Below are 12365 nucleotides of genomic sequence, written 5' to 3' on the forward strand. Positions count from 1 at the left end.
ATTGATGGGGTCAGCCGCAAGGCGAAGCTCTTGATCGAAGCCCCGGTAAACGGCGGCCGTAACTATAACGGTCCTAAGGTAGCGAAATTCCTTGTCGGGTAAGTTCCGACCTGCACGAATGGCGTAACGACAGCGGCGCTGTCTCCACCCGAGACTCAGTGAAATTGAAATCGCTGTGAAGATGCAGCGTTCCCGTGGCAAGACGGAAAGACCCCGTGAACCTTTACTATAGCTTTACACTGAACGTTGAGTTCGTCTGTGTAGGATAGGTGGGAGGCTTTGAAACCATGACGCCAGTTGTGGTGGAGCCAACCTTGAAATACCACCCTGTCGTGCTTGACGTTCTAACCTGGGCCCGTAATCCGGGTCGGGGACCGTGTATGGTGGGTAGTTTGACTGGGGCGGTCTCCTCCCAAAGAGTAACGGAGGAGCACGAAGGTACGCTCAGCGCGGTCGGACATCGCGCACTGTGTGCAAAGGCATAAGCGTGCTTGACTGCAAGATCGACGGATCAAGCAGGTACGAAAGTAGGTCTTAGTGATCCGGTGGTTCTGTATGGAAGGGCCATCGCTCAACGGATAAAAGGTACTCCGGGGATAACAGGCTGATACCGCCCAAGAGTTCATATCGACGGCGGTGTTTGGCACCTCGATGTCGGCTCATCACATCCTGGGGCTGTAGTCGGTCCCAAGGGTATGGCTGTTCGCCATTTAAAGTGGTACGCGAGCTGGGTTCAGAACGTCGTGAGACAGTTCGGTCCCTATCTGCCATGGGCGTTGGAGATTTGAGAGGGGCTGCTCCTAGTACGAGAGGACCGGAGTGGACGAACCTCTGGTGTTCCGGTTGTCACGCCAGTGGCACTGCCGGGTAGCTATGTTCGGAAGCGATAACCGCTGAAAGCATCTAAGCGGGAAGCGCGCCTCAAGATGAGATCTCCCGGGACACAAGTCCCCTAAAGGAACCATGAAGACTACGTGGTTGATAGGTCAGGTGTGTAAGCGCAGCAATGCGTTGAGCTAACTGATACTAATGATCCGTGCGGCTTGACCATATAACCTCAAGTGGCTTTTTTGTTTGCGCGTCCATTCGCGAATGTCCCGCACATCCCTGTGCGGACTCTTCAAAAAAGTGCTTTATCCTCGACGATACGTCGATGGCATTCATCTCACACTCGCTACTTCCCACCCCATGCAAGCTGGACGCAAGGTACTTCTGTCTCCCTGCGCCGCTTCACCAGCTTGTTCAGCGACCATAGCGCTGTGGTACCACCCGATCCCATTCCGAACTCGGAAGTGAAACGCAGCTGCGCCGATGGTAGTGTGGCCTAAGCCATGCAAGAGTAGGTCATCGCTGAACATTTACACCGAAGGCCGCCCCCTCATCAGGGGCGGCCTTCTTCTTTTGCGCCAATCAAAAATACCCAGCCGCCATCGTAAGCGTCCCCGTCAAGCAGACACCGCAACAGCAGGACCTCCGGCGGCTCGATTTCGGCGCTCGACGGACGTCGGGTCGCCCAAAGAGATTCTTCTCCCAATTGAGAAGGAACTCGCCTTCGACGAAGGCGTTGGCGTAGACGCCGCTGCCTGCGTTCGATCGCCGGTTTCGCCGTTACCTGGCTGTCCCGACGCGACCTGCCAGCCTTGACGGCGAATGTCCCCCGGCCGCCGCCCGTGGCGGCGGCGGCCTCCTTGATTTCGCCGTCAAGGCCGGCAGGCCTCGTCGGATCGCGCGGTCAAGCTGGAACGCGAAGCCGTCCTCCCCGGGATTCCCTGTCTGGAACCACCGGCCATGTCGGAACGCGGGGGGCAAAGGCCCTTGGGTGCGAAATCAAGGAGGAGGCGCCGGCCAGGGCCGGTGCCGGGGGACATTCGCATCCAAGGGCCTTTGCCCCCCGCGCCCCGGTCATCCAACAGACCCGGCGCTTTCCCCTCGATTGGGCGAAGAATCAAAAAAGAGCCCCGGACGCGCCGGGCTCTTCGATGCGGAACGTGCCGCAGTTGAAAATGCCGGTTTGATTATTGCGGATGACTGGGTCTTCTAATTACGGGGTTTTCAGCCAGAAGTCGTAGCTGCCACTACCGGAGTAGGACAGGATCCGCCAGTAGTAGTAGCCCGAGGTTCCGTTGTAGGAGATGTGCTCCTCGCTGGTGGAGCCGATCGAACGCGCGACCCGGCTCCAGGAAGAGCCGTTCCAGCGATACAGCTCGAGATCGAAGTCGGCGTTGCTCGGTCCTTTCAGCCAGCCCTGGTGAGTCCCGGCGGCGGCCTGGTAGTAGGTGCCGTTCGGCTGGACCTGGGAGTTGCCGCTGCCGGACAGCGAGCCGCTGTACTTGGTGCAGCCGGTGCATGGGGCGCCGCTGCTCGATTCGTAGCTGGCGACCAGGCTGACCCCCGAGTAGGCCGTGTACCCGCGCACCATCACATGCCAGGTCCCAGCCTGCGGGTTGTTGAACGAGCAGGTCTCATTGTTGCCGTTGAGGTAGGGTCGGCAATCGTAGCTGCCGGTGGTCGGTGCCGAGCCGTAGCGGACATACAGATCGGCGTCGCCGCTGCCGCCGCTGGTGGCGATGGTCAAGCCGCTGGCGCCGGACGGGACGGTGAAGGTGTAGCGGGTTTCCGAGCCGCTGGCGCCGGAAATCGTGACCGGCACACCGTTTTGCAGTTCACCGGGGGTGGGATCGGGATCCGGATCCGGGTCGGTGCCATCGAAGCGGCTGTACAGCAGCCGGTTCGGCGAGCCGCTGCCGGGGCTGGTGACCTTGTTGGGGGTCGAGCTGTTGATGATGGCGCTGGTCACCTGGCTCGGGGTGGCGCCGGGGTTGCCCGCCAGATACAGCGCCGCCACGCCGGCCACGTGCGGCGAGGCCATCGAGGTGCCGCTGATGGTGTTGGTGGCGGTGTTGCTGCTGCTCCAGGCCGAGGTGATCGACGAGCCGGGGGCGAAGATGTCCAGGCAGGAACCATAGTTGGAGAACGACGAACGCGCGTCACTGGAGGTGGTCGAGCCGACGGTGATCGCCGAGGTGGAGCGTGCCGGCGAGTAGTTGCAGGCGCTGGAGTTGTCGTTGCCCGCGGCCACGACCACGGTGACACCGGCATTGCGCATGCGGGTGACCGCATCGTCGGTCGAGGTGGAGGCACCGCCGCCCAGACTCATGTTGGCCACGGCCGGTTTGGTGTGATTGCTGGCCACCCAGTCCATGCCGGCGATCACGCCGGAATTGGTGCCCGAGCCGTTGCAGCCCAGCACGCGGACCGGATAAAGGCTGACCTGCTTGGCCACGCCCCAGGTGGTGCCACCGACGGTGCCGGCGACATGGGTGCCATGGCCGTGGCAGTCGTTGGTGCCATTGCCGTCATTGATCGCGGTATAGCCGCTGCCGACCCGGCCGCCAAAATCGTTGTGGCTGGAGCGGATGCCGGTATCGATGATGTAGGCATGCACGTTCGATGCGGTGGTGTCGTAGACGTAAGTGCTGTTGAGCGGGAGGTCGCGCTGGTCGATGCGGTCCAGGCCCCAGGTGGCGTTGTTCTGGGTGGCCCAGGCCTCGACGACGCCGTCTTCCTCGACATAGGCGACGCGATCGTCGGCGAGCAGTGCGGCCAGCGCATCGTCATCGGCCTCGACGACGAAGCCACGCAGCACCTTGTTGTAGGTGTGGACGACGTTGGCGCGGCTCTTGCCCTTGCCGCGGCTGGCGGCGAACTCGCGGGCGACGGTGGCGACGCTGGGCTTGCTACGACCGGTGGCGGTCTGGACTTCGCCGGACAAGGCGGCGGCATCCTCCTTGAGTACGACGATATAGCGGCCTTCGACCGGCTGCTTGGCGATGCGCAGCTCTGCATCGGCTGCGCTGGCAATGCCCATTCCGAGCATCAATACGCCACCTATACCGGTGGCGAGCATGGTTGGTTTGCGGATCACGTGACTACCCCTCATGGCTGTACATGGGAACCGCGACGCAGGCGTGCCGCGGTGCTGTGGACCGTCAGGCGTATATCGACGTCCCTGTGTGTCGGGGGGACCGGCCGTCGACATGCGTCGGTAGCCGGACGGGAAAACCTGTTTCGGGCAAAGGCCGCTGCGTGTTCGACGCATCCCCTGATGCGCCCTGTTTCCCCGCCGGCTCCACGAGTCAAGCTCGGTCGCCGGAGGGCGTCCAATACCGAAATCAGATGAACTTATGCAGCAATACGCTTTGCAGGTACTGCCGGCGGCGGATGACGGCCGCATTCATGCATGCGCCGACTGCGACCGGCTTCGCAAGTGTTTGAGTGCAGGGCGGAAACCGCTTGTGGCCCCGTTGCCGGCCGGCCGGGGTATCCAGAAATTTGATCTGCGTTGCAAAAAACTGGATCAGTGGAACTGAGAAAGGGGGGTGAACGACCGGGTCGGCGTTTTGTCAAGTGCATCCGGTTTACCCGTGCTGGCTGGAGTGCTATACCCATGTGCTCTTCTGCGGATGGAAGGGCGCCGTCGGAACGGCGTCCGCAGGGGCAAGTCGAGATGGGACGGTCGCGCCGTGGGTGAGGCGTGGCCGGTTTCGGGCTTTTTGGGCTTGTTGGACTTTGCAGGGATGATGCGATGACACTCAAAGAACTCCGCTGTCTGCTGGCGATTGTCGATGCCGAGTTGAACATCAGTGCGGCAGCTCAGCTCATGCACGCGACGCAGCCCAGTCTTTCACGCCACCTCAAGTTGCTGGAGGAAGAGCTCGGCTTCCGGCTGTTCTTTCGCCATGGCCGCAGCCTGACCGGGGTGACGCCGGCCGGCCACGAAGTGATCCGGATCGCGCGGCGGATCGTCAACGATGCCGCCAGCATCCGCAGTTACGCGGCCAACATCCGCGGCGAGGGCAGTGGCGAGCTGCTGTTGACCACGCCGCAGACCTACGCCCGTCACGTATTGCCGCCGGTGCTGGCGGAACTGGTCAAGCGCTATCCACGCCTGAACGTTCGCATCCAGACCCTGGGCGAGGGCGACTCGGCCGAGCGGCAGTTGCAGGGAGGCAGCGACATCGTGCTGGTCAGTACCGCCGGTGAGCGGGTGCCGCCCGGGGTTGCGATACCGCTGTTCTGCTGGAAGCGGGTGGTGCTGGTACCACGTGCCCACCGTTTCGCCGGTCTGCGGCGGCCGCTGACCCTGGAGGAAATGGCCTGCGAGGCGCTGGTGACCTACGACTCTTCGCGGCGGCAGGACTCGTCCTTGAGGCGGGCGCTGGCCCAGGCAGGCCTGGAAGCCCGCTTTGCGTGCTCGGCGCAGGACGCGGATCTGATCAAGGTCTATGTGCGCGCCGGGCTGGGCGTGGGCCTGCTCGGCGAGCTGGCGGTCGAGCAGGCCGACCGCGAGAACTTCGCCGTGCTCGAGGCCGCCCCGGCCTTGCCGGAGTGCGTGGCCTGGGCGCTGCTGCCACCGGGCTGCGTGGCGCGCGACTACACCCTGGACTTGATCAAGCTGCTGGCGCCGCAGCTGGACCTGGGCGAAATTCGCCAGGCTCTGGACGGCACGGCGCGGCCGGCGTGGCCACGGCCGCGACCCTGGTGGGGCCTCGATGCCTGGCCGGCGCCGGAGACCGTGGCCAAGGTGACGATGCGCGGGACCGACGGCGCGAGGATACCGCCGGCCTGCCTGTCATAGCGCGCGCATGATGCGCTGATGGACTCGCGGTCTACACCGCTGCGGCGCGCAGGGTGACGACGAGGACGTCGCGATGGGCCGGCTGCGCGGGGTCGAGCGGTTCGACTGCGGTGACGCCGTGGAGAACGCGGTGGTCGTCGACCAGGGCGGCATCGAACGGGGCGGTCAGGGTGAAGTGACCGAGCTCGCGACCGTCCAACGCGTGGATGCGGGTGGTGCCGCTGGCGATGTTCTGGCGCTCGATCAGCAGCACCAGTACGTGGTCGACGCCGTCGCGGTGCATGCCTTCCGGCGTCGGCTGTCCCGGCGCGTCGGCGCGGGCTTCGATGCGGAACTGGTGAACCTCGGCATGCCAGCGCGGGACCTGTGGCGACAGTGCGCCGAAGAACTGCTGGCAGCAGCGGAGCACGGTGTGCAGGCTGCGACTATCGCCCGCCGCGGCCTCGATCGGTTCGAACCAGCGCTCGATGTCGCCCTGCAGCGGGTTGTAGTCGAGGCTCTGGTAGTGCGGCTGGTGGGGTTCGCGACGGATCGCCGGAGCGGGATGGCCAATGCCATCGAGCGAGAACACCGCATGCCGCCGGCGGCGATGCCGGCCCAGTTTCGCGAGGTAGGTGTCGGGGGCCAGGTCACCCCAGCTCGCCGCGAAACGCGGCCAGTCGTCGAGCGGACCGGTCGCGGCCAGCCAGTCGCGCATCGCACCGGACTCGATGAAGTCGAAGCCCTGCTGGCGGAGGCGGTCCGCGTGCCGGGTGCCGGGATCTGTGGAAGACGTCATGGGCGCGGGATGGGCAGTTGGCCAAGCCCGGTGTCGGGACATACCGGGAGCAGCGCAGCGTAGCTGAAAAGCAGGTGCCTGCGCGTTGTCGTACTGAAAGCGATGACTCGAAAACAACGACGGCGCCACCTGGGCGCCGTCGTGCATGGAGCGGGGACGGAACGCCTACCGGGAGCGGACTTCGATCAGCTTGTCCTGCGCCGCACGGAAGGCATTGCCCTCGTACCAGCGCGGCCAGCGGTCGCTGCCGGCAAGGTCGCGGCCGACGCCGTACAACGCCTCCAGGTCCTGCATCACGCCGTCCATGTTCCAGTCAGCGCTGAACTCGTCGGCCGGCTTGTGATAACGGTTGTCGCGATAGTCGCGCTGGGCGGCCTGACCGGCTTCGACGCCGCCGTCGACCAGGTCGTCGCCACCCTTGGCGTACAGCGCCGGCACGCCGGCCTTGGCGAAGTTGAAGTGGTCGGAGCGGAAGTAGTAGCCGGCCTCCACCGCGCCTTCGGGCACGAGCACGCGGCCCTGGGCATCGGCGTGGGTCTTGAGGATGTCCTCCAGCTCGGAGTTGCCCAGGCCGACCACGCTCATGTCGCGCGAGGGGCCGATCACCGGCATCGCGTCGAGATTGATCACCCCGACGGTGTTGGCCAGCGGGATGCTCGGGTGGGCGACGTAGTACTTGGAGCCGAGCAGGCCGGACTCCTCCAGGGTCACCGCGATGAACAGCAGCGAGCGTTCCGGTGCCGGCTCCTGGGCGGCGAAGGCCTCGGCGATCTCCATGATGCCGGCCACGCCGGTCGCGTTGTCGACCGCGCCGTTGTAGATGTGATCCTCGCCTCCGGTCGCGCTGTCGGCATGGTTGCCGAGGTGGTCCCAGTGCGCCATGTAGACGACCGCCTCGTCGGGACGGCTGCTGCCGGGCAGCATCGCGACCACGTTCTTCGACTCCTTCTCGGCGATCGTGCTCTTCAGCTCCAGCGACATGCGGGCGTCGAGCGGGATCGGCCTGAAGCCGGGCTTGTTGGCCGCGGTGTACAGCGCGTCGAGGTCATGGTCGAGATCGGCCAGCAGGCTGCGGGCGACGTCGCCGGTGATCCAGCCCTGGGCGGCCAGGCGCGGTTCCGGGTCATCCTCGGCCTTGAGGTCGAATTGCGCCCCCGACCAGGAGTTCTTGACCACGCCCCAGCCGTAGGAAGCGCCGGCGTCGTCGTGGATGATGATCGCGGCGGCGGCGCCCTGGCGCGCGGCTTCCTCGTACTTGTAGGTCCAGCGGCCGTAGTAGGTCATCCGCTTGCCATCGAACAGCGACTCGTCGTTGGCATGGAAGCCGGGATCGTTGACGAACATGACCACGGTCTTGCCGGTGACGTCGATGCCTTCGTAGTCGTTCCAGTCGCGTTCGGGGGCGTTCACGCCGTAGCCGACGAAGACCAGGTCGCTGGCGTCGATCTTCACTTCCGGCTGGCCACTGCGGGTGCCGATGACCATGTCGTCGCCGAACGCCAGCGCGCGGCTCTCGCCCTTCACGTCGAGGGTGAGCGTGGTCTGCGCCTCGTCGGCGGTGGTCTCGACCATCGGCACGGTCTGGAACCAGCTGCCGTCATGGCCGGGCTGCAGGCCCATCGCCTCGAACTGGCCCTTGAGGTAGGCCAGGGTGCGCGACTCGCCGATGCTGCCCGGGGCACGGCCCTCGAATTCGTCGGAAGCCAGCGTCTTCACCCGCTCGGCGAAGTCGGCGACGTTGATGTCGGCGCTGAATGCGTGCGGGCTGCTGTCGGCGGCCGTTGCGATGTCGGTGGAGGTTTCCGGGGGCGTCGGGCTGCACGCCGACAGCACCAGCGCGGCGGCGACCAGGGAGGTCGCGGCGGAAAGGGGAGTTCGGGACATGGAGCCTCCGTGGTGCGAAATTGCAGGACGAAGGCTCGATGATACGACGTTTACCAAGCCCTGCTTGGTAAACCCCAAAACCTGCTGAGCAGGTTTTGGGCCCCGTCAATGCACTTCCACACCCCCATTCGCGCCTGTGGCGCGAATCGCCCCCTGACTCAGGGGGGACGTTCACCAAGCTGTGCTTGGTAAACCCCAGAACCTGCTACGCAGATTTTGGGCCCCGTCAATGCACTTCCACACCCCCATTCGCGCCTGTGGCGCGAATCGCCCCCTGACTCAGGGGGGACGTTCACCAAGCTGTGCTTGGTAAACCCCAAAACCTGCTACGCAGATTATGGGCCCCGTCAATGCGCTTCCACACCCCCATTCGCGCCTGTGGCGCGAATCGCCCCCTGACTCAGGGGGCTGCGGTTATTGGGTTCTGGATTGCTTTTGTTATTCGGCTGGTGCGCGGTCGGTGTCGTAGCGGATCGCGGTGGCGCCGGTGATCGCGCCGATGCGGGCGCTCGTATGCACGTACAGCTTGACCTCGCGTTCGAATACCAGCGGACCCTCGACCACCGCGTTCGGGCCGATGATGACCCGCGGCGGTCGCTGCTTCTTGCCGACGTTGAACCGGACCATGCTCGGCTTGTGGTAGCGGATGCCGCCGCGCACGTGCGAGCCGGCGCCGACGGTGAGGTCGCCGGTGACGGTTTCGATGTCGCCGCCGACACGCGCGGCGACCAGGCCGATGGCGCCATTCACGGTTTCGATGCCTTCGGCGATGCGGCCGTCACGGCCGACGAAGATGCTGCCGTTGACGGTTTCCAGGTCACCGTCGACCTCGACCTGCTCCTCCAGCCTGATGCTGCCGTTGACGGTTTCCAGGCTGCCGGTACGGGCCGAGTTTCCAGCCTTGATGCTGCCGTTGACGGTTTCGGCGTTGCGGACCCGGGCACCGGCGCCGATCCGGATGCTGCCGTTGACCGTTTCCAGTGAGCCGTATTCCTGCCCGGCCTCGGCGGTGATGCTGCCGTTGACCTTGCTGATGCTCTGCTGGGCGAATGCCGCCGAAGCCGGGGCAAGGGCGAGGATCAGGGCCAGTGGAAGGGCGTGGAAGCGGTGGCGTGTTGTCATGGCGGTGTCCGTCCTGTGTTGGGGCTGACTGCTGGGATGCGGCGGCGCAGGCAAGGGTTTAGTGGTTGCCGGGGAAACTTCATCCACGGTGGCTGCCGACCCTCCGATACAATCGCATTCTCATGCCTTCCGGCCCTCTGCCCTAAGTCACTAGGACCATCGACGTGCCCGAAAATCCTGCCTCCGCCATCCGCCCGGTCGTGCTGCTGATCCTCGATGGCTGGGGACATCGCGACGATCCGGCCGACAACGCGCTGGCCGCGGCCCATCTGCCGAACTGGGACGCCCTGCTCGCGGCGGCGCCGCACACCCTGATCCATACCGAAGGCCGGCATGTCGGCCTGCCGGACGGGCAGATGGGCAATTCAGAGGTCGGCCACATGAACCTCGGCGCCGGCCGCATCGTCTACCAGGACCTGACCCGGATCGATGCCGCGATCGAGGACGGCAGCTTCGAGAAGAACGCGGAGCTGCTGGCGGCCTGTGCCGCGGCCAAGGCCGGCGGCGGCACCCTGCACTTGATGGGCCTGCTCTCGCCCGGCGGCGTGCACAGTCACGAGTTGCATCTTCTTGCGATGATCGAGCTCGCCCGCCGCGAGGGCGTGCCGAAGGTCGCCGTGCACGGTTTCCTGGATGGCCGCGACACGCCGCCACGCTCGGCCGCAGCCAGCATCCGGGCCCTGCAGGCCGCCTGCGAGGCCGCAGGCAACGCGCGCATCGCCAGCCTTGGCGGCCGCTACTACGCGATGGACCGCGACAAGCGATGGGACCGCGTGCGCAAGGCATGGGATGCGATCGTCGAGGCGACCGGTCAATACCGTGCGCCGGATGCGGCCGCCGCCCTGGCCGAGGCCTACGCACGCGATGAGAACGACGAGTTCGTCACCCCGACCGTGATTGGCGACGGTGCTCCGGTGCATGATGGCGATGCGGTGGTGTTCATGAACTTCCGCGCCGACCGCGCACGCCAGCTGAGCGCGGCCTTCGTCGCGCCTGGTTTCGACGGCTTCGATGTCCGTCGCCCCGCGCTTTCGCGCTTCGTCTGCCTGAGCGAGTACGACGCCAGCCTGCCGGCACCGGTCGCATTCCCGCCCGAGGACCTGCGCAATACCCTTGGCGAGGTGCTGGAGAAGAACGGCATGGCCCAGCTGCGCATTGCCGAGACCGAGAAATACGCGCACGTGACCTTCTTCTTCAGCGGTGGCCGCGAGCTGCCGTACGCGGGCGAAGAGCGGATCCTGATCCCGAGCCCGCAGGTCGCCACCTACGACCTGCAGCCGGAGATGAGCTGCCCGGAGCTGACCGCGAAGCTGGTCGATGCGATCCGCTCCAGCCGTTTCGACATCGTCATCTGCAACATCGCCAACCCCGACATGGTCGGCCACACCGGCGTATTCGAGGCCGCGGTCAAGGCCGCCGAGGCGGTCGACACCGCGATCGGCTCGATTCGCGCGGCGGTGCACGAGGCCGGCGGCGCACTGCTGGTTACCGCCGACCACGGCAATCTGGAAATGATGCGCGACCCCGAGACCGGTCAACCGCACACCGCGCATACGGTCGGCCCGGTGCCGTTCGCCTATGACGGCCCGCGCAAGGCCACGCTGCGCAGCGGCGGCGCCCTGCGCGACGTTGCCCCGACCATCCTCGACCTGCTCGGCCTGCCGAAACCGGACGAGATGAGCGGGCAGAGCCTGCTGGAGGGCTGATGCGCCGGCCCTGCGCGATGGTGCTGGTGGCGATCGCGCTCGCATGCGCGACGCAGCTGGCCGGCGTGCTGCCGGCCGCCGCGCAGAACAGCCGCGAAACCGAGCGCAAGCTGCAGCAGATCAAGCGTGAACTGCAATCGGTTGCCGCTGAGCGCCGCAAGATCGAGGGCGAGCGCGGCGCGGCCAATCGCGAATTGCGTGCGGCCGACGAGAAGGTCGCCGCGTCCAGTCGCCGCCTGCGCGAGATCGAGTTGCAGCTGGCCGACGAACAGGCCTCGCTGGAATCCCTGCATGCGCGCCGGGCCGACATGCAGCAGGCGATGCAGGGACAGCGCGAGGAATTGGCCGTGCTGCTGCGCGCAGCCCATGCCCAGGGCGGCGAGGCGCCGTTGAAGGTGCTGCTGTCGCAGGACAGCGTGGCCGAGGCCCAGCGGGTGCTGACCTGGCATCGCTACCTGCAGCAGGACCGGGTCGCGCGGGTGCGCGAACTGACTGCCGGGCTGGAGGAACTGGACGCGGTGGAGCGCGATATCACCGCGCGCCAGCAGCAGTTGCAGGCCTCGCGGGAGGCATTGGACAAACAGCTCGTGCAGTTGCAGGCCGACCGCAGACAGCGCGCCGAACTGGTGGCCGGTCTCGATTCGCGCTACCGCGACCGCCGCGCGCGCGAGCAGGCGCTCGGGCGTGATGCCAAGGGACTGGAACAGTTGTTGACCCGGTTGCGCGCTGCCGCGGCCCGTGCCGAGGCCGAGCGCCGCGCCGCCGCCGAACGCGCCGCACGTGCCGATGGCAGGCCGGCACCGACACCGGCCACCGTCGCGCTGGGCGGGCCGCAGGTCGGCGGTGTCGGCTGGCCGCTCACTGGCGCCCTGCTTGCCGGCTACGGTGCGCGGATGCCCGATGGCCGCAAGAGCGATGGTCTGCTGCTCGGCGCCAACGCCGGTACCGCGGTCAAGGCAGTGGCCGATGGCCAGGTCGTCTATGCCGAATGGATGACCGGCTACGGCCTGTTGCTGATCGTCGACCACGGCAGCGGCTACATGAGCCTGTACGCCCACAACGATGCACTGCTCAAGGAGGCCGGCGACCGCATCAGGCGCGGCGACACGGTGGCCACCGTCGGCAACTCCGGCGGCCACGGTCGCCCGGCGCTGTATTTCGAGCTGCGCCGCAACGGCCAGCCGGTCAATCCGAGCGTGTGGTTGAAGCGCTGAACACGTGCTCGCATCATCGGCAG

6 protein-coding genes, 2 rRNA genes and 1 pseudogene (1 of these 9 only partly in view) are annotated in these 12365 nt (G+C 66.0%); 5 read left to right on the forward strand and 4 right to left on the reverse strand.

The window, feature by feature from the left end; translation table 11 throughout:
- Positions 1–1051: ribosomal RNA gene (locus FKV23_RS01030) — 23S ribosomal RNA — on the forward strand; it begins 1828 nt to the left of the window's first position.
- A 190-nt stretch (positions 1052–1241) separates the two neighbouring features.
- Positions 1242–1356: ribosomal RNA gene (rrf, locus tag FKV23_RS01035) — 5S ribosomal RNA — on the forward strand.
- A 685-nt stretch (positions 1357–2041) separates the two neighbouring features.
- On the opposite strand, the gene FKV23_RS01040 is transcribed toward rrf, so the two are convergent.
- Positions 2042–3925, reverse strand: coding sequence for a S8 family peptidase (locus tag FKV23_RS01040; protein WP_208543213.1), 1884 nt, complete (start codon positions 3923–3925; stop codon positions 2042–2044).
- Positions 3926–4585: 660 nt separating this feature from the next.
- Here FKV23_RS01040 and FKV23_RS01045 point away from each other — a divergent pair.
- Positions 4586–5551, forward strand: a pseudogene (locus FKV23_RS01045) (LysR substrate-binding domain-containing protein); the annotation flags it as partial.
- Between the two features lie 118 nt (positions 5552–5669).
- Here the strand turns inward: FKV23_RS01045 and FKV23_RS01050 are convergent.
- From FKV23_RS01050 to FKV23_RS01060, 3 genes are all read right to left on the reverse strand, one after another.
- Positions 5670–6416, reverse strand: a complete 747-nt coding sequence (locus FKV23_RS01050; RefSeq protein WP_141622191.1) for a 2OG-Fe dioxygenase family protein — start codon at positions 6414–6416, stop codon at positions 5670–5672.
- Positions 6417–6581: 165 nt separating this feature from the next.
- On the reverse strand, positions 6582–8300 hold the full coding sequence (locus FKV23_RS01055; RefSeq protein ID WP_141622192.1) for a M28 family metallopeptidase: 1719 nt from the start codon (positions 8298–8300) through the stop codon (positions 6582–6584).
- Between the two features lie 438 nt (positions 8301–8738).
- Positions 8739–9422 (reverse strand): DUF4097 family beta strand repeat-containing protein, encoded by a 684-nt coding sequence (locus FKV23_RS01060; RefSeq protein WP_141622193.1) that lies wholly within the window; start codon positions 9420–9422, stop codon positions 8739–8741.
- A 164-nt stretch (positions 9423–9586) separates the two neighbouring features.
- Here FKV23_RS01060 and gpmI point away from each other — a divergent pair, with 164 nt between their 5' ends.
- Positions 9587–11128: a 2,3-bisphosphoglycerate-independent phosphoglycerate mutase gene (gpmI, locus tag FKV23_RS01065; RefSeq protein WP_141622194.1), complete on the forward strand. Its 1542-nt coding sequence runs from the start codon at positions 9587–9589 to the stop codon at positions 11126–11128.
- On the forward strand, positions 11128–12342 hold the full coding sequence (locus tag FKV23_RS01070; protein ID WP_141622195.1) for a murein hydrolase activator EnvC family protein: 1215 nt from the start codon (positions 11128–11130) through the stop codon (positions 12340–12342). The genes gpmI and FKV23_RS01070 overlap by 1 nt, the downstream gene beginning before the upstream one ends.
- Positions 12343–12365: the final 23 nt, after the last annotated feature.

The organism is Lysobacter alkalisoli, assembly GCF_006547045.1.
In the GTDB taxonomy this organism is placed as follows: domain Bacteria; phylum Pseudomonadota; class Gammaproteobacteria; order Xanthomonadales; family Xanthomonadaceae; genus Marilutibacter; species Marilutibacter alkalisoli.

Excerpts from the sequence above, each read along its gene's own strand:
- FKV23_RS01055 (WP_141622192.1), bottom strand. The coding sequence starts at position 8,300 with ATGTCCCGAACTCCCCTTTCCGCCGCGACCTCCCTGGTCGCCGCCGCG.
- FKV23_RS01060 (WP_141622193.1), bottom strand. The coding sequence starts at position 9,422 with ATGACAACACGCCACCGCTTCCACGCCCTTCCACTGGCCCTGATCCTC.
- FKV23_RS01050 (WP_141622191.1), bottom strand. The coding sequence starts at position 6,416 with ATGACGTCTTCCACAGATCCCGGCACCCGGCACGCGGACCGCCTCCGC.
- FKV23_RS01070 (WP_141622195.1), top strand. The coding sequence starts at position 11,128 with ATGCGCCGGCCCTGCGCGATGGTGCTGGTGGCGATCGCGCTCGCATGC.